The 21,031-nt window shown below is 64.1% G+C and carries 16 protein-coding genes and 5 pseudogenes; 7 read left to right on the forward strand and 14 right to left on the reverse strand.

The window, feature by feature from the left end:
• The first annotated feature begins 32 nt into the window (after positions 1-32).
• The gene (locus tag G6N13_RS09780; RefSeq protein WP_163696599.1) at positions 33-923 is read left to right on the forward strand and encodes an SAM-dependent methyltransferase; all 891 of its coding nucleotides are present in this window, start codon (positions 33-35) and stop codon (positions 921-923) included.
• Between the two features lie 40 nt (positions 924-963).
• Here G6N13_RS09780 and G6N13_RS25005 read toward each other — a convergent pair.
• Together G6N13_RS25005 and G6N13_RS09785 are read right to left on the reverse strand one after the other, a co-directional pair.
• Positions 964-1,212 (reverse strand): annotated as a pseudogene (locus tag G6N13_RS25005) (alpha/beta hydrolase); the annotation flags it as partial.
• A 54-nt stretch (positions 1,213-1,266) separates the two neighbouring features.
• Entirely contained in the window at positions 1,267-3,099 is a 1,833-nt protein-coding gene (locus tag G6N13_RS09785; RefSeq protein ID WP_235677984.1) for an ArnT family glycosyltransferase, read from the reverse strand.
• A gap of 98 nt (positions 3,100-3,197) precedes the next feature.
• On the opposite strand from G6N13_RS09785, the gene G6N13_RS09790 reads away from it, so the two are divergent.
• Positions 3,198-3,965: a trans-aconitate 2-methyltransferase gene (locus G6N13_RS09790; protein WP_163701945.1), complete on the forward strand. Its 768-nt coding sequence runs from the start codon at positions 3,198-3,200 to the stop codon at positions 3,963-3,965.
• Here G6N13_RS09790 and G6N13_RS25010 read toward each other — a convergent pair.
• The 5 genes and pseudogenes from G6N13_RS25010 to G6N13_RS09815 form a co-directional block, all read right to left on the reverse strand.
• Positions 3,950-4,276 (reverse strand): annotated as a pseudogene (locus G6N13_RS25010) (adenylyl-sulfate kinase); the annotation flags it as partial. The gene G6N13_RS09790 and the pseudogene G6N13_RS25010 sit on opposite strands and share 16 nt — an antisense overlap.
• Before the next feature lie 160 nt (positions 4,277-4,436).
• Complete coding sequence (stf0, locus tag G6N13_RS09800) at positions 4,437-5,240, reverse strand: trehalose 2-sulfotransferase (protein ID WP_163696605.1); 804 nt, start codon at positions 5,238-5,240, stop codon at positions 4,437-4,439.
• Between the two features lie 66 nt (positions 5,241-5,306).
• Positions 5,307-6,698 (reverse strand): sulfatase family protein, encoded by a 1,392-nt coding sequence (locus G6N13_RS09805; protein WP_163696607.1) that lies wholly within the window; start codon positions 6,696-6,698, stop codon positions 5,307-5,309.
• A gap of 372 nt (positions 6,699-7,070) precedes the next feature.
• Positions 7,071-7,964 carry an IS3 family transposase gene (locus G6N13_RS09810; protein WP_163696609.1) on the reverse strand — a complete coding sequence of 298 codons (894 nt, stop codon included), beginning with the start codon at positions 7,962-7,964 and terminating at the stop codon, positions 7,071-7,073.
• Entirely contained in the window at positions 7,961-8,221 is a 261-nt protein-coding gene (locus tag G6N13_RS09815; protein ID WP_407663760.1) for a transposase, read from the reverse strand. Before G6N13_RS09815 ends, G6N13_RS09810 begins: the two co-directional genes overlap by 4 nt.
• Positions 8,222-8,570: 349 nt before the next feature.
• Here G6N13_RS09815 and G6N13_RS09820 point away from each other — a divergent pair, with 349 nt between their 5' ends.
• Positions 8,571-9,239, forward strand: a complete 669-nt coding sequence (locus tag G6N13_RS09820) for a phosphatase PAP2 family protein (protein ID WP_163696613.1) — start codon at positions 8,571-8,573, stop codon at positions 9,237-9,239.
• On the opposite strand, the gene G6N13_RS09825 is transcribed toward G6N13_RS09820, so the two are convergent.
• From G6N13_RS09825 to G6N13_RS09840, 4 genes are all read right to left on the reverse strand, one after another.
• Positions 9,193-10,683: a bifunctional phosphatase PAP2/diacylglycerol kinase family protein gene (locus G6N13_RS09825; RefSeq protein ID WP_163696615.1), complete on the reverse strand. Its 1,491-nt coding sequence runs from the start codon at positions 10,681-10,683 to the stop codon at positions 9,193-9,195. The genes G6N13_RS09820 and G6N13_RS09825 overlap by 47 nt on opposite strands.
• 18 nt (positions 10,684-10,701) lie before the next feature.
• On the reverse strand, positions 10,702-11,658 hold the full coding sequence (locus tag G6N13_RS09830) for a hypothetical protein (RefSeq protein ID WP_163696617.1): 957 nt from the start codon (positions 11,656-11,658) through the stop codon (positions 10,702-10,704).
• Complete coding sequence (locus G6N13_RS09835; RefSeq protein WP_163696619.1) at positions 11,655-12,935, reverse strand: DUF5631 domain-containing protein; 1,281 nt, start codon at positions 12,933-12,935, stop codon at positions 11,655-11,657. Before G6N13_RS09835 ends, G6N13_RS09830 begins: the two co-directional genes overlap by 4 nt.
• Positions 12,936-13,906: 971 nt before the next feature.
• Positions 13,907-14,362, reverse strand: a complete 456-nt coding sequence (locus tag G6N13_RS09840; protein WP_163696620.1) for a hypothetical protein — start codon at positions 14,360-14,362, stop codon at positions 13,907-13,909.
• A gap of 436 nt (positions 14,363-14,798) precedes the next feature.
• Here G6N13_RS09840 and G6N13_RS09845 point away from each other — a divergent pair.
• Positions 14,799-16,027, forward strand: a protein-coding gene (locus tag G6N13_RS09845) for an IS3 family transposase (RefSeq protein ID WP_407663887.1) whose coding sequence is annotated in 2 segments (ribosomal slippage) — positions 14,799-15,093 and positions 15,093-16,027 — 1,230 coding nt in all. Because the reading frame shifts where the segments join, the coding sequence is not laid out codon by codon here.
• A gap of 115 nt (positions 16,028-16,142) precedes the next feature.
• Here G6N13_RS09845 and G6N13_RS09850 read toward each other — a convergent pair.
• A pseudogene (locus G6N13_RS09850) lies at positions 16,143-17,783 on the reverse strand (IS1634 family transposase).
• Between the two features lie 113 nt (positions 17,784-17,896).
• Between G6N13_RS09850 and G6N13_RS09855 the strand changes: the two are divergent.
• The 3 genes and pseudogenes from G6N13_RS09855 to G6N13_RS09865 form a co-directional block, all read left to right on the forward strand.
• Positions 17,897-18,181 (forward strand): annotated as a pseudogene (locus G6N13_RS09855) (integrase core domain-containing protein); the annotation flags it as partial.
• Positions 18,182-18,406: 225 nt separating this feature from the next.
• A complete protein-coding gene (locus G6N13_RS09860) occupies positions 18,407-18,697 on the forward strand; it encodes a transposase (protein WP_163696621.1) in 291 nt (96 codons plus the stop codon).
• Positions 18,694-19,628 (forward strand): annotated as a pseudogene (locus G6N13_RS09865) (IS3 family transposase). The gene G6N13_RS09860 and the pseudogene G6N13_RS09865 overlap by 4 nt, the downstream one beginning before the upstream one ends.
• Positions 19,629-19,683: 55 nt before the next feature.
• Here the strand turns inward: G6N13_RS09865 and G6N13_RS09870 are convergent.
• The gene (locus tag G6N13_RS09870; RefSeq protein ID WP_163696622.1) at positions 19,684-20,139 is read right to left on the reverse strand and encodes a hypothetical protein; all 456 of its coding nucleotides are present in this window, start codon (positions 20,137-20,139) and stop codon (positions 19,684-19,686) included.
• Between the two features lie 333 nt (positions 20,140-20,472).
• Positions 20,473-20,994: an IS3 family transposase gene (locus G6N13_RS09875; protein ID WP_163694341.1), complete on the reverse strand. Its 522-nt coding sequence runs from the start codon at positions 20,992-20,994 to the stop codon at positions 20,473-20,475.
• Positions 20,995-21,031 lie beyond the last annotated feature (37 nt).

The following is a 21,031-nucleotide window of genomic DNA, read 5'->3' on the forward strand; positions in this document are numbered from 1 at the left end:
TCTTGTCAGAATCCGCGCGTACCCTCGCGGACGTGCGATCTGACAATGACACCTGGGATATCACCACCAGCGTCGGCTCTACGGCATTGTTCGTCGCGGCCGCTCGTGCACTGGAAGCGCAGAAACCCGACCCGCTGGCCCTCGACCCGTTCGCCGAGGTGTTTTGCCGTGCCGTCGGAGGTCCGTGGGCTGCGGTCCTGGACGGCCAGGCGCCCGATCATCCACTGAAATCCCCGGAATTCGGCCAGCACTTCGTCACATTCCAAGCCGCCCGGACCCGCTACTTCGATGCCTACTTCCAGCGAGTCGCGCAGGCTGGCGTGCGCCAGATCGTTCTGCTCGCCGCAGGCTTGGACTCCCGCGCCTACCGGCTCGACTGGGCGTCCGGCACCACGATCTACGAGCTCGATCAGCCGCAGGTGCTGGACTTCAAGCGCGAGGCCGTTGGCGCCACCGCTACGGCCGAGCGCCGCGAGGTTGCCATCGATCTACGGGAAGACTGGCCACAAGCTTTACGGGACAGCGGTTTTCAGCCCGATCAGCCCTCCGCATGGATCGCAGAAGGGTTGCTGATCTACCTACCCGCCAGCGCGCAGGAGCAGCTGTTCACCGGTATCGACGCGCTGGCCAGTTCAGGTAGTTACCTCGCCGTCGAAGAGGGTCGGCCGATGGATCGTGAAGTCTTTCAAGCGAAGGTCTACCAAGCCAAGGACATTGACGATGAGCGGAGCCAGTGGTGGCAGCTGGTGTACAACGAACAAGTGGCGCCCGCCGCGCAGTGGTTCGGCGAACGGAGGTGGACGGCGCAGGACACGACGCTGCTGGATTACCTGAAGACCGTGGGCCGTTCGGTCGATTCGGCGGACACTGAGGCGGCCAACATGCTGGCGAGTATCACGCTGGTGAGCGCAACCAAGAGCTAGTCCCACATGAACGGCCGCAGGAACCGATTGATGCGGCGCAGTTACTCCGGGCGATGTGCCGGGCCAATGGGTTCGCGGGTCGGGCCGACACGATGGGAAGCACGGTCGGCGGCATCGATGCCCCGACAAGCGTGGCGATCGCTGTGCGCAAACCGATATCGGCGATTGCCGACGAGTCCACGATGAGCCGCTGACGTGCGGTCAGGTCAGCGCGGTCGGGGCCCTCGTAACCGGCGTCGGCACCCGCAACATCGGGTACCGGGATGGGCATGTCGACGTTCGACGTCATGGTCGCGACCCTTCCGGGGCGTGTGCTCCGGAGGATGTTAACTGGACGGGCGTGTCACAGGAGGCGGTAGACCGTCGCGCCGCCGACCTTCATCGGTGGGTAATGCTGCTCTACCCAGTCGGCTATCTCCCCACCGTTGCGGTCGTGGCTGCGCATCCGGCCGCTCTCGATGTAGTAGGTGATCGTGCCGGCATGCACTGCATCTTCGAACTGCGCCAAAGTCGGTACCGGATCGTTGCTCCATCCGCCGATGGCCATGACCGCCGTGCCGGACGCGATCTCCAGCGAGGCCGCGGCCTGTGAGCCTGAGGTGGCCGCTGACCACTGGGTTCGGGTGGTGCTGAGAAGTGTGGCCAGCTGCGGGTCGACGTTGCCGGAGCCGGCGCCCATCGTCATCGTCTTGGCGAAGCGGGACCCGACTGTCGGCCACACGTCCGCTGTGTGGGCCGCATTCGGGATCGTTCCGGTGTGCGGGGTGGCGGACGTTGCGACCGAAAACATCGTGGTACCAGCCAGGCTCGCCACGAGTGAGATCGCCAGCGCGGCCGGCGTCAGTCGCGGCCATTTCGCCAGCGCGGCGATCAGCAGCACCACCGCCGTCACTGCAGCTGCCCCGATGAGCCACGGCATCCACGCCGGACCCAGTCCGGCACGCCGCAGTAAGACGATCGCCCACCCGGCGGCGGCCAGCACCATCGTCATTGCTGCCCACCTGCTCTTGACCGCCGCCAAGCCGATCAGCGCGCCCACGGCCGGTGCCAGGGCGATGGTGTAGTACGGGTGGACCATGCCGGTCATATAGCTGAACACCACCGTGCAGACGACGAACCACACCGTCCACGTGGTGAAGCCGGCCGCTTCCAACCGGCTGAGCCTACGGCGGACAGCGAGATGGGCGGCGGCGGCGATCGCGATCGTGACCGCGGGCACCAGCCAGGAAGCTTCGTAACCCATTTCCGCGGACAGGATTCGCAACACTCCGGCATGGGTGCTCCAGCCGCTGGGACGTCCGTGCGACTCCAGGTTGCCGCCGCCGATGATGCGGTCGACACCGTTGTAGCCCAGCGCAAGATTGAGGACGTTGTTGTTCTGCGAACCACCGATGTACGGACGCGAGCTCGCCGGCCACAGCTGGACGATGGCCACCCACCAGCCACCGGAAATCACCAGTGCGACAGCGGCTCCCAGCAGATGCAGAATGCGGCGCCACCAATTCGTGGGCGCGAAAAGCAGATACGCCAGGCTGAACGCGGGCAGCACCATCAACCCGGCCAGCATCTTGGTTAGAAACGCCAAACCCAATGCGGCGCCGACCATTACCAGCCATCGCCACGACGCGGTGGGTATCGCGCGCATCAGAAAGTAGGACGCCACGACCATCAGCAGCACCAGCAGCGCGTCAGGGTTGTTGTACCGGAACATCAACGTGGCCGCGGGTGTCAGGGCCAGGACGGCACCGGCGATCAGCCCTGCGATCGCCCCGCGCGTGGGGTCGGTGATGGTGCGGCGGACCGTCGCGTACAGCACGGCGACTGTGGCGACGCCCATCAGCGCCTGCGGCACCAACACCGCCCAGCTGTTCATCCCAAACAGGCGCACCGATAGTCCGGTCACCCATAGTGCGCCGGGTGGCTTGTCGACGGTGATGAAGTTATTGGGGTCCAGTGAGCCGAAGAACCAGGCGCCCCAGTCCTTGGCCCCGGATTGGGCGGCCGCGGCGTAGAACGAGTTGCCGTAGCCGTTGATCGACAGATTCCACAGATAAAGGGCGGCCGTGGCGGCCAACAAGCAGATCAAGGCGACGGCCGGCCACCGCGCAGCCGTCGGCGGGTGGTCGACTGGCCCGGGCGCCCCAGGTGCGTCGACGAGCTCGGCGGTGGCGGTCACCGCATTACGGTGCCCGATGGTGCTGCCGGGCGCTCGCCGGCGGAGCTGGGAACTCGCTGTGGATTTCATGATTGATGTGGATGTGGTGGAGTGGCCAGATGTGGAATCCGCAGACGTATCTCGCGTTCGCCGATCAGCGGGGACGCCCTTTTTTCGATCTGCTGGCCCGCGTCGGGGCGCAATCGCCACGGCGGGTGACGGACCTGGGCTGCGGGCCGGGCAATCTCACCGAGCAGCTTGCACAGCGCTGGCCGGATGCCGTGCTGCAGGCCGTCGACAGCTCACCGGAGATGGTGGCTGCTGCCCGGGACCGGGGTATCCACGCCGAACTGGGTGATATCGCGGCCTGGACGCCGCCGCCGGGAACCGACGTCGTGTTCAGTAATGCAGCGTTGCAGTGGATCCCGGGGCAGGCCGAGTTGATGGTGCGCTGGGCCGGCCTGCTGGATCCCGGTGCCTGGATCGCGGTTCAGGTGCCGGGGAACTTCGATGCGCCCTCGCACGCGGCGATCCGTTGGATGGCCGAGCAGGAGCCGTGGTCACAGACACTGGGTGACTTCAGGTTCCGGAATGCGAACATCGTCGAGACGCCCATGCGCTATGCCGAGTTGCTCACCGGTGCAGGCTGCGCCGTCGACGCCTGGGAAACCACCTATCTCCACGAACTCAACGGCCCGGATCCGGTGCTGAACTGGATCACCGGGACCGCGCTCACTCCGGTGCGCGATCAGCTGAGCGACGAGCAATGGCAGCAGTTCCGCGCGGACCTGATCCCGCTGCTGGACGAGGCGTACCCGATGCGGGCCGACGGCCGCACCTACTTCCCGTTCCGCCGGATCTTCGTCGTCGCTCAGGTGCGCGGCTGACATTTCTCGTCGGGTACCCCGAGCACCTGCTTGACCAGGTCGGCGGACTCCGGCGGCTCGTAGGGGCCGTCGATACCGGTCAACCCCGTGAGCTCACCGGCGGGGGCCCGCTGGTAGAGGCCTTTGGGGTCGCGCGTCGACTTGCCCGAGGCCGCAAGGCCGGTGAACCAGATCGTCGCGCCACGTTGTTGCGTTGCCGTCCAGCGATATTCACGATCGAGTGACGACGGGTGCCATTTGAAGTCGTTGCGGGTCTGCTTACCCGGCTTGACCTCGCGGGCCTCCAGGATGGTCCCGGTGCCGACGCTGTTCGGCGGTGGGCCGCGACACCCACTGGATCGGCGGCCGAAGTCAGTTCGCCTCGGCCAGGATGTGACTGCGGTTCTCGGTCGAAAAGAACCGGTAGGCATTCTGCTTCCAGCAACCGCAATTCGTCGACGTGGGTGGTATCCGCGGTGCCGGCATTCCCCGTCAGGTGGGCAGCCCCTCTCTTTCCGCGTCGGCGCGGTAGCGGTCGACCCATTCATCGGAGCGTTGATCAGCCTGGCGTTCCAGGACAGGGGCGGGTGCCAGCCTCGGATCCTCGCCAATGGCCAGAAGAATCTGTGCGACAACGTCAGTCAGGTTGCGCCACAACACCGGATAGGGCACGTCGATGTACTGGACGTCTTCCTCGACGAACCAGTTGCGCCAACCTTCTTCCTGGTCCCGCAGCATCTGCACCACATGGGCGATCGCACCGGCGTGATACTCGACGCGCGCGTCGCGCACCGGGTCGGGCCGGCCACGCCAGACCCTGGTCTGGACGGCGCGCCAGAAGGAGACCGCCTGCGAGATGACGTCGGGGCGGTAGACATGAATCAGCACGGGGTCGCTGCCCACGACGTCACGGATGGCGGACAGCAGGCCCGGTCCGGACCGGTCGGGTAGGTCCTTGGCCCGGCTGAGCAGCAGAGGCGTCTGGTTCCACATGAGCTTGCCGCCCCAGATGCCGTTGGGGGTTCGGCCGACGGTGCGAATGTAGTCCCGCCAGATCTCGGCCGGTGCCAGGTCAGGCTTGCCTTCGATGATCGGGTCGAGTAGCCGCAGGATCGACTCGTCATCGGTGTCGGCAAACCATTCCCTGGGTTGCGGCGACATGCTGGTGTTGGGCAGATACTGAAAGAACTCCTGGGGCTCGCCGGCCACCCCGGTGGCCCGCAATGACTCGACCAACAACGTGCTGCCGCTGCGTTGAGAAGCGAGTACGAGGTAGGCGGTCGGCTGAGCGGGCATGTGCTGAGCCTAGTGGCATTCCAAGAGTGACGCCGACGTCAGAATTTAAACTCCCACTGACGAAAACTATTGTTGGGAAACAACTTCATCGTCGAAACCCCGTTCGGTCGCGATGGCTGACCGGCTGGTCAGCGTGTATCCGTTGATCGTGAAATAGGTCTCGGTGTAGCGGGCTGCGATCCGCGTTCCGACGAACTCGGAGGGGATGACATCACCGGTTTTGTGTCGCCACTCGTCGAGTCGGACCGCGAGGTCTTCGGCGATTTTCTCGGCTTCTCCCGTCGAGTCTGCGATCAGCAGATTGGTCGACTCGGCGGGGTCGGCTTCCAGGTCATACAGCTCGCGCGGTGGGCGGGGCCCGTTGACGAACGCCTCGACTGCCTGGCCGGACGGGCTCTCCTCGATGTCCAGCGGTAAGTCCAGGAGTGGGCGTTGCGCGTAGTTCTCGATGTAGCTGTACTTCTTGGTCCGGATCGCCCGGATCGGATCGAAGGAGTCGTGATAGGTCTTCTCGGTGTAGACGTGGTCGCGCACTTCGACGGGATTGTCCTGCCGGGCAAGCAGATTGCGCGCGTGTGACAGGCCCTCAATGTCATCGCCCGGGGTGATGCCGACCAATTCCAGCAGAGTAGGCAGCAAGTCCACACCGCTGAACAACTCGTCGTAGACGAGCGGGCTGCTGCCCAGGTGCCGCGGCGGGCGGATGATCGTGGCGATACCGGTGCCGGCGTCATAGAGGGTGGACTTCGCGCGGGGGAAGGCCGGGCCGTGGTCGGTGAGGAACACCACCCACGTGTCGTTGTCGAGCCCGGTATCGGCCAGGGTGTCCAGTAAGCGGCCCACGGCAGCGTCGGCGACGGCGATCGAGCCGTAGAACTCGGCCAGGTCCCCACGGACTTCCGGGGTATCCGGCAGGAAGTCGGGCACGTCCACATTCGTGGTGTCGGCGGGTTCGTAGCGGTCGCGGGGATAGGGGCGGTGGGTTTCGAAGAAACCGGCGGTCAGCAAGAACGGAGTGCGTGGGTCGATCTGCGCGCTCTCGGTCAGCCACTCCTGAGCCCGTTGCACGACGTATTCGCAGTACGAATTGGAGACGTTGAACTCGTCGTATCCCAACCGAACTGGGAAGGAAGTTTCGTGCTGCATCCCGAAAAGTGCTGAATACCAACCATTGTCGTGCAGGATGTGCGGCAGCGTGCGGACGCCGGCGCGGTACTCGAAGCCGTGGTGGGCCAGACCGATCAGACCGTTGCTGTGCGGATAGCGGCCGGTGAACAGCGACCCGCGAGACGGCGAGCACAACGGAGCGGTGGCGTGCGAGCGGGTGAAGATGATGCCCTCGGCGGCGAGCTGGTCCAAGCGTGGGCTTGACACACCCGGATAGCCGTAGGCGCCCAGGCATCGGCCCAGGTCATGCCAGTGGACGATCAGCAGGTTGTCGCGCTGCGGCTGGCTCACTCGGAATGCCTCCGTTCGGTTCGTGGGGTCTAGCTTGCCCCGCCGAGTGACCGTGGCTTCATCCGGCACACCGCGCAAGTGTTATCGACAGTCGGAATCGATCGGCCGACCGGTACCTATTACGGATGGTGAGGCACTCCAACGGCGCGATAGACCTACCCGGGCAGGACATCGAACGCCAGCGCTTGGGTGGGTAGCCGGGTCGGCACGTCCTCGGGAATATCCACTTTGTATGTGAGCGATAGCTGTCCGTGTTCACCTGCGGGTCGACGGTGGCGACATCGGCGTCCAAACGTATTCCGCTAGTAGAGATTGCGGCATTGACGCGGCGCTACGACGTCAACTGAGGTTCCCCAGAAAAAGTGGACACGGTTAGCTTGATTGCTGACGTGGCTGTGAGGCGATCTCGAAGTCGATGGGTGAGATCATCCCTAACGAACTGTGTCGCCTTTCATGGTTGTAGAATCTGATGTAATTGTCAAGTCCTGCAGTAAGATTCGCGTACGTGGTGAACGCGTGGCGTTTGTAATACTCATGTTTGACCGTCGACCATAGCGATTCGGCTCCGGCGTTGTCCCAGCAGATCCCGGTCGCTCCCATAGAGCGCAGTAAGCCATGCTCAGAACAAACCTGGGCCATGTCGTGGCTGGTGAATTGACCGCCTCGATCGGCATGCAGGATGGTGCCGGCGACGTTGCCGGCGCGGATGAACACCGCAGCATCGACGGCGGCTTCGACCAGCTCAGTGCGCATGTGGTCGGCCAGCGACCAACCCAACACCCGCCGCGAGTGTTCATCGCGAATCGCACACAGGAAGGCATCCCCTTCACCGCAGGTCAAGTACGTGATATCAGAGGTCCACACCGCATCGATACGCCCTTGGTCAAAGACCCGGCCGACCCGGTCCGGCGGGAACGATGCGGTCGGATCGACAACGGTGGTCTTGACCTTGAACGTGCGCGGGCTGATGCCTTCGACGCCCATCTCGGCCATCACCTTGGCGACGGTGTTCTCCGAGACGGTGACGCCTTCGGCATGCAGATCGGCAGTGATCCGCGGCGACCCGTACGTGCGGCGTGAGGCCTTCCAATGGGACAGGATCTTCACCTCCAGATCCCGGCGCCACTGCTGGTGCGCAGACAGCTCGACCCGGCATTGCCGTGCCGCCCACGCGTAGAAACCGGACCGCGAAACACCCAGCAGCTCGGTGAGTTTCGAGATGTCGTGGTCGGCGCACTCCGCGGCGATGAGCTCGAAACGACTCACCGGTGTTGCTGTGCCGCAAAGTACGCCGATACTTTTTTCAGGAACGCAATATCACGGTCCTTTTCGGCAAGCTCAGCACGTAACCGCACCAACTCCGCGTGCTCGACCGCCGACCGGTCCCCGTCCGGCGGTAGCTCGCGCGCGTCGAGAGCGGCACCGGCCCGAACCCGTTCAGCTACAACCCATTTACGTAACAGATTCTCATGAACGTTCAACTCCCGGGCAACCTCAGTGACCGATCGGCCACCATCAATCACCCGCCGAGCAGCCTCCACTTTGAACTCCGGTGTAAACGACCGACGAGTTCGAGACATCCCGACATCCTTCCAGCAGGACCCTCGGCCCCGCTATCTCAGGTGTCCACTCAAACTGGGGAAGCTCAAACACCACGGAGCCGACGTAGCTCGCGAAACTGCCGTTGGCACGCAGACCTGGGATCTTGCCGCTGAACCGACGGCTGACCGGGACGTATCGGCGAGGTAGACCATGCCTTCACTGTCGAACTGCTCGCGCATCTTGCGAGGAAGCTTGCCGATTCCAAACAATCGGCGCAGGAATATGGCCACGGGCAACGTGGTGCCAGATCTCGTGGTAGTTAAGGAGGGTATGTCATCGAGAAAAGCATGGTTGATCGCGTCGGTTGTCGTCGCGGTACTCGCTTACGCCGCGATGTGGGTCGGCTATACCCAGAACTGGGCGTGGCTGGATAGCGTCGACACCCAGTTGCTGCAGACGTTCCACAGTATTGGCGCCACGAGGCCCGGGTGGGTGGCGTTCTGGGATGTGTTCTGTGTCGTGTTCGGGCCGAACGGGTTTCGGGTGATCGCGCTGGTTCTGGTGATCCTGGCATTGGTCCGCCGCAACGTGGCGACGGCGGTGTTCCTGGTGGTCAGCATCGGGTTGATGGGGGTGGTGACCGAGAGCGCCAAGTTTGTCGCGGGCCGGCCGCGACCGGCGATGGCGCTGGTCTACGGCGGGTCGACGTCGTTTCCGTCCGGGCACGCGCTGGGCGTGATGGTGGGCGTGCTGGCCCTGCTCACGGTGCTGTGGCCCAGTGTGACGCACCGATGGCGCACGGTACTGGCGGTGCTCGGGGGTGTGCTGGTGGTGCTGGTCGGCTCGGCGCGGGTGGTGCTCAACGTGCATTACCCGTCCGACGTGGTGGCGGGATGGGCGCTGGGCTACCTCTCCTACCTGCTGTGCGTGCGGCTGGTACCGCCGCGCGGGATTACGGCAGCGGTCGAAAGACCGGCAGTGCCCGATAGCGCGCACTGAAACTGGCGTGGACGTAGCTGTCGCCGACCTCGCCGTCGCGCGCCAGCGATGTCGGACCGTCGACCGCTTCGAACGAGAATTCCGGCACCTGCATCTCGTGATAGAGCGGGCTGCGTTCCAAGCGGCCCAGCACGATCGCGGTGAGGATGCGCAGCCGGCTAAACCGCCGGCCGGTTTCCAGGATGCGGATATCGATCAGCCCGTCGTCCATGCGGGTGCGTCGTGACGGCGCGAAACCCGATGGGAGATAGACCGAATTGCCCAAGAAGAACAACGACGTCTCGAGAGTCTTGTTGTCGTAGCGGATCCGCACCGGTTTCTCGCGGCGCAGAGTGTGCAGCATCGCGTACAAGCCGGCCATCGGCTTGCCGATCTTGTGCTCAAGCTTCTCGCGGGTCCGGACGAAGGCCGGGTAGGCGCCGATGCTGGCGGTGTTGATCACCAGCTGGTCTTCGTTGAGGCAGACCAGATCTACGTACGACGCGCTGCCGGTGCGGATGGCCGTGACAGTGCGCTCGACGGTGTCGCAGCCGATGTCCTTGGCGAAGTGGTTGAAGGTGCCGGCGGGGAAGACCGCCAGCGGTAACCCTGCTTCGACGGCCACCGCGGCCGCGCCCGCCACCGTGCCGTCGCCGCCACCGACACCGAGCACCTCGGCGCGTTGGGCGGCCGACCGCAACACAGCCTCGGGGTCGTCGTCCTCACCGAGTTCGACGATCTCGGCCTTGGGCAGTTTCGCGCGGACCTCGTCGATCACGCGGGCGCCGTTCCCGCTGCCCGAGGCGGGGTTGACCACCAGGACGACGCCTTCGCCCTCGGGACGCTCGGGGGTCTCGATGCTCAAGGGTTCGGTCATCGGCAACGTGGCCGGCACGACGGGTGGAACCAGCCGCCCGCCCAGCACTGCGATCGCGGCTCCGATGCCGAAGCCGGCGAACACGTCGCCGGGATAGTGCGCCCCGGTGGCCACCCGCGACAGGCCGACCAGGCCGGCCACTAGTGCCAGCCCGAGCCCCACCGGCGCACTCTCCAGGCCCACCCCCACGGCGAAGGCGGCCGCGCTGGCCGAATGTCCGGACGGAAACGAGTTCGACGTCGGCATCCTGCGCGCCCGCCGCACCAACGGCACGAGGCTGCCCGTGGGCCGCTGCCGTTTCCACACCCGCTTGGCGAACTGATTGGTCACCAGACTGGTCACGGCCAGCGTGACGACTCCCCGCCCGGCGCCGCGGCGCACCGAGGGCGATCCCGTCGCGGCCAGCGCCGCGGCGATGGCGAACCACAGCTTGGAATGGTCGGCAGCGCGGGTCAGGATCGGCATCGCCTTGTCCAGCAGCGCGGTCGGGGATTCGGCGACGGCCTCGAACACCTCGCGGTCGAGCGTCCCGAGTCCGCCGGTGATCTGCCGGATGCCCTGACCTTCGAGCAAGCTTCGCGATGTCATCAACTCAACGTAGCGGGGTCAGGACTTGGGGTCCCCGGCCGACTCGTCGTCGGGCTTGCTGCTGGGCAGCAGGATCCGCTTGGTGGCCACTGGCTTGCCGTCGACCTTCTTGGTGACCTGAGGAGACGGCGGCGGTGCGGTGATGCGGCCTTGCACCGGGGCACCGTTCTTGACCGTCGGCACCGAGACCCGCTTGGTATCGGCCTTGGCGTCCTTCTCCGACCCGCCGGCACCGTGCATGGCGCCGGGCGGCATCATCGGCATTCCGCCCATACCGCCGGTGGGAGCCGGGGCCGGTACGGCCATCTTCGGGGTCGGCACAGCGGTGTTGGCTGACGACGGCGACGTGCCGGCCGCCGGGATGGGCGGTGGCCCGAGCATCGCGGTTGGTGTGGTGCCGCCGATGCCGCCACCGCCGCCGGCGGATCCGCCACCGCCAGCGCCGGATTCGCCTGGGGTTTCACCGAATTCACCGAGCGGATCGGAGAGGCTGGCTTTGTCGAGCATCGCCGATTCGCCGCCACCCTTCATCATGCCCATGCCGGCCTGCATGGCCTGCTGCGCGCCCTGAGCAACCTGCTGGGGGATCTGGGCAAGGGGCTGTAGCGCCCCACCCACGGCCCCGGCCAACGCGCCGGCAAGCTGCGATGCCATCTGCGGGAGCTGTTGGGCCATCTGGTCGCCTTGGCCTTGTCCGGCAACGCCTTTCATCTCAGCACCGGCCTGCTCGTCCTGGGCGGGGAACTTGGCGGCCGCGTCGGCGGTCTTGGAGTCACGCTTGGCGTGTTCTTCGGCACTCTCGGTGTTGTCCTTGGGGTCGCCCATATTGGCGGCCAGGCCCAGCACCCGAAGCAGTTGCTCGATGGGGGTCATGCCGGCGACGAGCGGATCAGAAGTGATGGGTGGCGGCGCGAGGTTCATGCCGTTGGCCGCGGCGTAGTCGCTCGCGTTTGCGTTGAGCTGTCCACCACTCATGGGCGCACCTCTCCCTTCAGTGCCAGGCTGAGAGCCTGGAACCACGCAAAGTGGTAATTGGCGGCGGTCTTTTCGTCCTTGATCAGCGCGTCGATGGTCGCCAGCAGCTGCCAGTTGCCGACCTTAGCGGCGTCGGAATGATCGGGGTAGTCACCTAGGACTTGGCGGGCGACGGTGGCGAGATGTTCGCGCAACAGCTCCACCTCGGAGTCCAGGTAGCCGGTGCCGGTGGATGCGGCTTTGGCCAGGGTGTGGGCCAGGCGGGGGAGGCCGTCGCGCCATTTGGTGGCTTGGGCGAGTTCCCAGCCGAGTTCGTCGACCTTGTGGAGGTCGCGGGCGCGGATGGACATCTGGGTGGGGTCGGTGTCCTCGGCGGCGGGGAGGTATTGGCCGGGGGCGTAGGTGGCACTCAGCGTGGTCTCACCGAGCAGCCCTTCCAGGGTCTTGGAGCGGAGGCGGGGGACGAGCAGCTTGATGCCGGTGGGGATTTCGACGTGCGGCGGGATCCAGCCGCTGGCGAGGTCGGTGATCAGGACGGTCTTGCCGTCCTCGCGGTCGCCGATGGCCCAGCGCAGCTGGGGTTCCTGACGGGCGACGGTCTCGAGGAGACGTTGCAGGCGCTGTTGGGCTTGGGTTTGCGCGGTGCCGGCACCGGCCACCGCGCCGGCAGTGGTTGGGGCCAAGGCGCTTTCGGTGATGCCGGTGGGTGGTTGGACTGCTGCGCCGGCGGCCGCGGGTGTCTGACGGACGACGGCGGGCTGGTTGAGCGCATTGCCGCTCGACGGGTGGACTGGGGCAGAGGCTGGGGCTGCAGCCGGGGGCGTGACGGGTTGGGCGGCGGGTGCGGTGGCTGCGGCGGGGCGGAGGTCTGCGCCGTAGGTGGGCAGGGGACCGGCGGGTGCTGCGGGGGCGGCGGTCGACGGCATGACGGGCGCTTGGGCAGCGGGGCCGGCGACGTAGGCCTGGGTGGTGTCGGCCGGGGGAGCGACGGGCGCTTGAGGAGCTTCGTATGTCGGTGTGGCGTGGGCGTTTTCGAAGAGCGGCGCTCCTGCCGTTGGCGCTGTGTATGCCGGCGGTGCAGCCATGCCCTCGGGATGGATCGGGGCCTGCGGCTGCATGGCGTGCGCGGCATTGCTCGAAAGTCCTTCGGTGCCTGCCGCCATGGGGCCGCCGGACTGCGCACCAGAGTTGAAGTTCTGGGCGAACCCTTCGGGGGAGAGGGGGTTTGTGGGGGCGGAGGTGGAGAACGGCGATTGCGATGATGCGACGTTGGGCATGGTCGAGCCGCGAGGCCCAAGCATACCGGTACCGGCTCCCGTGGTCGGCAGTGGTGATGAGCCTCCTACCGTCGGTTGGCCACCAGCAACGCTAGGAAGAGACGAAGTCGTTCCTGGTGAGCTCGACGTCAAATTCCCGAGGGCGTTCGATGGTGGTTGGGCTGTCGACCCGCCAGCGGCTTGTGCGGGAACGGAGCCGGGGGTCTGCCCAACCGAGCCCCCAAACAAAGAGTTCGTGTCGTGAGGCTGGGGTGGCCCGCCGGTGGGCGGACCATCTTGCCCCGATGGTAATGACGCAGCCTTAAAGTGACTCGCGGCGTCACCGCTGTTAGCCGGTCTCGGCGCGATGCCAGCCACGCCGTCGAGCTGTGTCTTAACGGCGTTAGTAATGTCTTCTTCGCTCGGTGAGTTGAATTTGCCGTCGAGGTTGACGCCCTGGGATCTTGCGAAGTCTCTCGCGGAAATATCCTCGTCCGAGGCGGTTAGCATTTTTTTGACCGCGTCGAAAACGTTCTCCGCGTACTTTCCTGCTGCAGTGTTTGCATCAGTCTGTCCACGAATCACAGCTTTGACTATTTTGGTTAGTTTTGCAGGCAGTAGATCCTTTGACGATTGAATGTTCTGAATATCTGAATTTCCGTTTGCTGCGATCGTTGAAAGTTCAGACCGCAACTCATTGATCGCGTTTGCGGCGGATCCGTATGCTCCGCTCTTGTCGAAGTTCTTCCGGCCGAGTTCTCCCGCGGAAGCTGTGCCGTGTTGGAAGGCCTCGCGTATGTCGTCAGCGGTCACCCCTTCTTGGGCCCCGAGCGGACCCTGCAATATGGATGACAGTTGCTCTGCGTAAGACTCAAATTGGGTAGCGAGGTTGGAGCGGTTCGTAGAAGCGGTCTCAAGTGCAGCTAACGAGGATGAGTCAGGCCATTGGTGCCCGACCAATAGGAACGACCATTCTCCCGGAGGCAGATCTATCATTTGCAGGCCTGAGTTACTTTCGGAACAAGATCATCAACGGACGCATATAGACCGTCCAAATCAGTCTTAATTCCATCGGCTAATACTGTGAACAAGATATCCTGGTATAGATCTATGAGGGACTTGATGTTATTCGTGAGGTCGGACGCGGTCGCGGGTTGGCGCTCCAGCGTCGCTCTCCAGTATGCGATCACAGAATTAATTGTGATCCTCGAATTCAGGGCGATGGCAAAAGAGTCAGTGGGATTAGTGCTGACCTTGCTCCCGGTAACAGAAAGTGTTTGTTGACCGCGATCGAAAGCGTCACAAACAGCCTTCTTTGCATCGGCGACTTCCTGCTCGCTGTACGTCTTGGCCGCTGGAGTGTCAGGCTTTGGCATCGGTCGGAACCAGGCGCCGATCGCGACTGCAACTGCGATCACCGCAATGACGATGGCGATGATCGTCGGCAACCGCGACGGGCCTCCGGAAGGCGGGGGTCCCTGCCACGGAGCTGGTCCTGCAGGGCCGGGTCCGTACGGTGCTTGTGACATGTCGGAATGGTATCCTTTGCGTTTGCCGGGGCGCTATTCATCAACAGCCGCAATACCCGCTCCGACCAGCCTTTACACTCAGTTCACGGGTGCCCTGGGCCGATGTCAAATCGCACCAATGCTCCACGCATCGTTAGCTGGCCCAGACCTAACCGTGGCCCAACCTTGACTTGACCCGCACGAAGCCGGGCAGTCGCCATGAATCGATGCTCCGAATCGTCGTCTCGACCTGTGCTGCCTTCACCGCGGCACTGCCGGTGGATGCGGCTTTGGCCAGGGTGTGGGGACTTGACCCCATGTGTTGGACACGCTCAATCCCGGGATGTTCCTGGGGGAAGCGAGATGATCCAACGCGATGGCAAGGAAAAACTATCCAGAGGAGTTCAAGCGTGACGCGGTCGCGCTTTACCGGGATACCGAGGGTGCGACGATCACGGTGATCGCCGCCGAGCTCGGTGTCAGTGAGGCGACGCTGTCGGCGTGGTGCAAGGCGGCCGGGGTGTCGATCCGGCGCTGTCGGTCGGCCTCGGCGGCGGCAGCGAGCCCGGGTTGCGAGACTGCGGAGCAGGAGCTGGCCCGGCTGCGGGCTGAGAACAAGGCGTTACGCGCTACGCAGGCCCGGTTGTCCACCGAGCGGGACATTCTGCGGTAGGCGGCGAAATATTTCGCCGGGGAGAGGAACTGGTGAGCCGCTTCCAGTTCGTCGCCGACCACCTGCACGCCTTCGAGGTGAAGTGGCTGTATGCGCTCGTGGAGGTCGCACGTTCGTCGTTCTACGCATGGCTGGCCGGTGCTGACGGCCGCGCGGCGCGTGAGGCCGCTGATCAGGTGCTGGCCGAGCGGATCCGGGTGGTGCACGACGAGGACAACACCTACGGGGCACCGCGGATCACCGCCGAGCTCAACGACGGCGTGCCCGACGGTGAGCGGGTCAACCACAAGCGGGTGGCCCGGGTGATGCGCAGCCACGGGATCGCCGGCTACCGGCGCCGCCGGCGTGTGAAAACCACGGTGGCTGATCCGGCCGACCAGAAGGTCCCCGACCTGCTCAACAGGGACTTCACCGCCACGCAGATCAACACCCGCTATGTCGGGGACATCACCTACCTGCCGTTGGCCACCGGCGGCAACCTGTACCTGGCCACGGTGATCGACTGCTGCTCGCGGCGGGTCGCGGGGTGGGCGATCGCCGAGCACATGCGCACCGAACTCGTCGCCGACGCCCTGCACGCCGCTACCGCCCTACGGGGCAGCCTGGCCGGTGCTGTGTTCCATGCCGATCACGGAAGTCAATACACCTCAAAGGATTTCGCACGACTCTGCAAAGCTCTTGGAGTTACCCAGTCGATGGGTGGTGTGGGGTCAAGTGCCGATAACGCGCTCGCGGAATCGTTCAACGCCACCCTCAAGCGTGAGGTCCTGCAAGACCGGTCCTGCTGGCCCGACGCGGCGAGTTGCCGCCGCGAGGTGTTCGGCTGGCTGGCCCGCTATAACACCAAACGACGGCACTCCCGATGCCGTCATTCCAGCCCCGCGACCTACGAAAGGAACCTAACGACCACTACGCTGCCCGAAGCCGCCTAACCACAAATCCCGTGTCCACTGCATGGGGGCAAGGCCCGCCAGCGGTCCGGTCCGGACTGAATGCAGCACATTAGCGTAGCTCTCCAACGCTGCCGCCCGAGTTGGGTCATTTGGCTTAGTGCCTTGATTTTTCGGTCTTCAGGGCGTTGAGGATCGTCTCGACCTCGGGGTTTATTGCTGGCGGGTAGGTGGCGATGACGCCGTTGATGTCGATGGTGGCGTTGCGCAGGGGTTTGAGGGTGCGCAGGAATCGCCGTAGCGAGAGCCCGGTTCGGGTCTGGATTTCGCGGCTGAGGGCCAGGGCGGTGAACACGATGGTGAGGTGGGCTTCGATGGCGTCGCGGGTGCGGGCAAACATGGGCCGGGCGGCGAGGTCGGATTTCGACATCCGGAAGGACTGCTCGACTCGCCACAGGTCGTGGTAGCTGGAGATGATCTCGGTGGCGGGCATGAGCGTGGTGTCGATGTTGGTGACATAGCCTTTGAGGCCGACCAGATGGCGTGCGCGCTGCAGGGAGGCTTCGTCGAGGGTACGGGCCCCGTTTCGGACTGTGACGAATCGTGGTGTGCGGGCTGTCTTGTCGCCGGCGACGACTGCGCGGGCCTTGTGTTCCTGCAGGTTCAGTGTCTTGGTGTCGCGGACCGCCCGTTTGGTCGAGTAGGCCCATACCGCTCGCCACGATTTCGGGTGTGTCGTCGGGTTCCAGATGGGTTCGGCTTTGAGTTTCGGGTCGCTGGTCTTGGTGGTGGTGCCGCGCTGATCGCGTGGGGTGATGGTGTCGATGATCTGGCCGTCGGTGAAAAGGTTGCCGTGCCAATGGAAGTGCGATGTCAGATCGCCCGGGGCTTTGGTGACTCTGGATCCGACGATGAATCGCAACCCGGCCTCATCAAGGTCACGCAGGTTCGTGGCCGAGAGCATGCCGGCATCGGCGACGACGACCATGTCGGTGATTGCATGCCGCTGCTGGAAGGCGGTCACGATCGGCACGATGGTCAGGGTCTCGGCCTTGTTGCCCTCAAAGCAGCCGATCTCCAGCGGGAAACCTTACCGGTCGACCAACAGCCCGACCACGATCTGCGGGTCGACGCGGCGTTCCTTGGAGTAGCCGACTTTGCGCAGGTCGTCTTCTTTGTCGGCCTCGAAGTACAGGGTGGTGACGTCGTAGAGCACCAGGCTCAGATCGCCTGTGGTGCAAGCCGTTTGGAAGCACGCGGCGGCTATCCGTTCACGGTAACCACCGGCAGAGGCGCGGCGCAGCGTCCGTTTACGTGTCGACAACGACGCCGAGGTGCGACCCATCTCGGCCAGGACTCGATCGACATCGAGGAGGCTGGTCGGTTCCACCACGCGGGCGATCACCAGATCCCGGAAAACCTCATCGTCGACCGCGTCGTCGAAGCCCGGATAGGCATACACCCCGGCCAGAGCTTCGTAGAGCAATCCGCTGCAGGACTTCAGGACGTGAGCCCGGCCACCAGTTGCCGCGGGCCGGGCCCAGCACCAGAATCGGCGAACAGGCCCGCGGCGGCGGCACCATCTCGACCTTGACGGCTTTCGGGTGATGCCCAGATCCAGTTCCCGCTGGGCATCATCGGTCAACAACCGGCGAGCCTGCTCGATGAGTAGTCCGAGTTCGGCGTCATCGCGGGCCGAGCCCACATGACGGACGATCCGCCGGCGACCGTCCACGAATTCAGCGATCTGCACCGCAGTGGCACCCGAGGCAGTACGCACCCGCCGAATCCACACCACCCGCCCGAGCCTACCGAGGCGAATTAGTGCCTTGCGGGCGCACTAAGCGAAACCATCACCGCAGGTCAACGACTCAGTACTTCAAGGAACAGTCCAATGTGACCCAAGTCAGGTCAAAGGATTTCGCACGACTCTGCAAAGCTCTTGGAGTTACCCAGTCGATGGGTGGTGTGGGGTCAAGTGCCGATAACGCGCTCGCGGAATCGTTCAACGCCACCCTCAAGCGTGAGGTCCTGCAAGACCGGTCCTGCTGGCCCGACGCGGCGAGTTGCCGCCGCGAGGTGTTCGGCTGGCTGGCCCGCTATAACACCAAACGACGGCACTCCCGATGCCGTCATTCCAGCCCCGCGACCTACGAAAGGAACCTAACGACCACTACGCTGCCCGAAGCCGCCTAACCACAAATCCCGTGTCCACTGCATGGGGGCAAGGCCCGCCAGCGGTCCGGTCCGGACTGAATGCAGCACATTAGCGTAGCTCTCCAACGCTGCCGCTATCTGGCCGCGGTTAGTGCCGCCAGTGGTCAGTGCTGCTAGGGCCGCCGATGACGGCCACTGATGGCCAACCAGAATTTCGGACTGGCCTTCCCGGGACCGTGGAGGCATCAGCTATAAGGAGTAGCGATGTCAGAGAAACGGAAGAAGTACGACCGGGAGTTCCGTGAGGGGGCTGTTCGGATCGTGCGTGAGACGGGTAAGCCGATCGCGCAGGTGGCTCGGGATCTGGGGGTTCACGAGGGCACTCTGGGTAATTGGGTCACTCAGGACCGTGAGGCACGGGAGGGTCGTGGGGAGTTGACCCGCGATGACCTGGCCGAGCTCAAGCGTCTGCGCAGCGAGAACGCCGAGTTGCGGATGGAGCGTGATGTCCTCAAGCGATCGGTGGTCCTGTGGGTGAAGGAGGCGACGAAGTGAGCGTGGCACGTTTCATTGCCGACCAGAGGACCAAATACCTAGTGCCACATGCATTTACGTGTGTGCTGTTGGGTGTGAGCGTGTCGTGGTTCTACAAGTGGATCGCTCGCGCGGGCAATACCGACGGGTTGCACACTGACACCGATCGGCGCCGGGCGCAGCTCGATGCCGCGGTCGCGTCGGCGTTCACGGCGGCCAGAGGGTTGCATGGGTCGCCGCGGCTGATCGCTGACCTGCGCGATCTGGGCTGGGAAGTGTCGGAGAAGACGGTGGCCGATTCGATGCGCCGTCAGGGTTGGTGGCGCGCCGTATCAAGCGCCGCAATGGGTTGACTAAGCAGGACAAGACGGCACCGAAGTTCCCTGACCTGGTTAAACGGGACTTCACTGCGGCTGCGCCGAACCTGAAGTGGGTCGGTGACATGACTGAGATTCCCACCGAGTGCGGGCAGAAGTTGTATTTGGCGACGGTGATCGATCTCTATAGCCGCCGGTTGCTGGGCGCGGCGATGGGCCTGCATCCGGATGCCGAGTTGGCCTGTGCGGCGATCACGATGGCCGTGGCCGCCCGCGGCGGCCGCCAAGCGATCTGGCGGGACGAGGAGTCCGAGCGGGTCATTTTCCACACTGACCGCGGCAGCACCTACACGGCGAAGGCGTTCACCACGCTGTGCCGCACCGTGGGGATTCGCCAGTCGATGGGCCGGGTCGGATCGTGTTTCGATAATGCCGCCGCGGAGGCGTTCTTCTCCTCGCTGGAATGGGAAGTGTTGTCCCGCAATCAGTTCCGTGATACCGTTCATGCGCAGGCGGTAGTTATCGACTGGTGCTATACCTTCTACAATCACCAACGCCGGCACAGTGCCGCCGACGGGCTATCGCCCGTCAACTACGAGATCAGGGAATCCAAGACCAAGCCGGAAGCGGCATAGGAAACCCTCCACGATTTCGGGGGAACCACAGACCACTCACCTGGTGGGAGGTCAGTCATTTGCAAGCTTGCGTCATGTCATCGACTGCTTTGTCGACTGAATTGAAAAGCGGCTCAACTTGGTCCTGTGGGACCTCGGCCAATTGCTTGAGGAGGATCGTGCGATAGATGTTAGATAGCCCTAACACTTTGTCGGAAAGATCCTTTGACAGTGCAGGCTCGTTCTCAGCGGTCGACCGAAGGTAGGCGCTGACGGCTTGTATCGCGATGCGTGAGTTCACCGCGACTATGAACGAGGCCGTCGGGTTGTCACCCGTCTTACTGCCAGTGACCTTCAGGGTCTGCTGGGTCTGGTTAAACGCATCGCATGCAGCTTTCTTCGCGTCAGTGACTTCCTGCTCGCTGTACGTCTTGGCCGCTGGAGTGTCAGGCTTTGGCATCGGTCGGAACCAGGCGCCGATCGCGACTGCAACTGCGATCACCGCAATGACGATGGCGATGATCGTCGGCAACCGCGACGGGCCTCCGGAAGGCGGGGGTCCCGGCCACGGAGCTGGTCCTGCAGGGCCGGGTCCGTACGGCGCTTGTGACATGTCGAAATGGTATCCTTTGCGTTTGCCGGGGCGCTATTCATCAACAGCCGCAATACCCGCTCCGACCAGCCTTTACGCGCAGTTCACGGGTGCCCTGGGCCGATGTCAAATCGCACCAATGCTCCACGCATCGTTAGCTGGCCCAGACCTAACCGTGGCCCAACCTTGACTTGACCCGCACGAAGCCGGGCAGTCGCCATGAATCGATGCTCCGAATCGTCGTGTGAGGTTCCCCAGAAAAAGTGGACACGGTTAGCTTGATTGCTGACGTGGCTGTGAGGCGATCTCGAAGTCGATGGGTGAGATCATCCCTAACGAACTGTGTCGCCTTTCATGGTTGTAGAATCTGATGTAATTGTCAAGTCCTGCAGTAAGATTCGCGTACGTGGTGAACGCGTGGCGTTTGTAATACTCATGTTTGACCGTCGACCATAGCGATTCGGCTCCGGCGTTGTCCCAGCAGATCCCGGTCGCTCCCATAGAGCGCAGTAAGCCATGCTCAGAACAAACCTGGGCCATGTCGTGGCTGGTGAATTGACCGCCTCGATCGGCATGCAGGATGGTGCCGGCGACGTTGCCGGCGCGGATGAACACCGCAGCATCGACGGCGGCTTCGACCAGCTCAGTGCGCATGTGGTCGGCCAGCGACCAACCCAACACCCGCCGCGAGTGTTCATCGCGAATCGCACACAGGAAGGCATCCCCTTCACCGCAGGTCAAGTACGTGATATCAGAGGTCCACACCGCATCGATACGCCCTTGGTCAAAGACCAATGCCGTTAACTTTGTAGGCGGGTGAGTCGGATGTCGG

The organism is Mycolicibacterium sarraceniae, from assembly GCF_010731875.1.
Classification (GTDB): domain Bacteria; phylum Actinomycetota; class Actinomycetes; order Mycobacteriales; family Mycobacteriaceae; genus Mycobacterium; species Mycobacterium sarraceniae.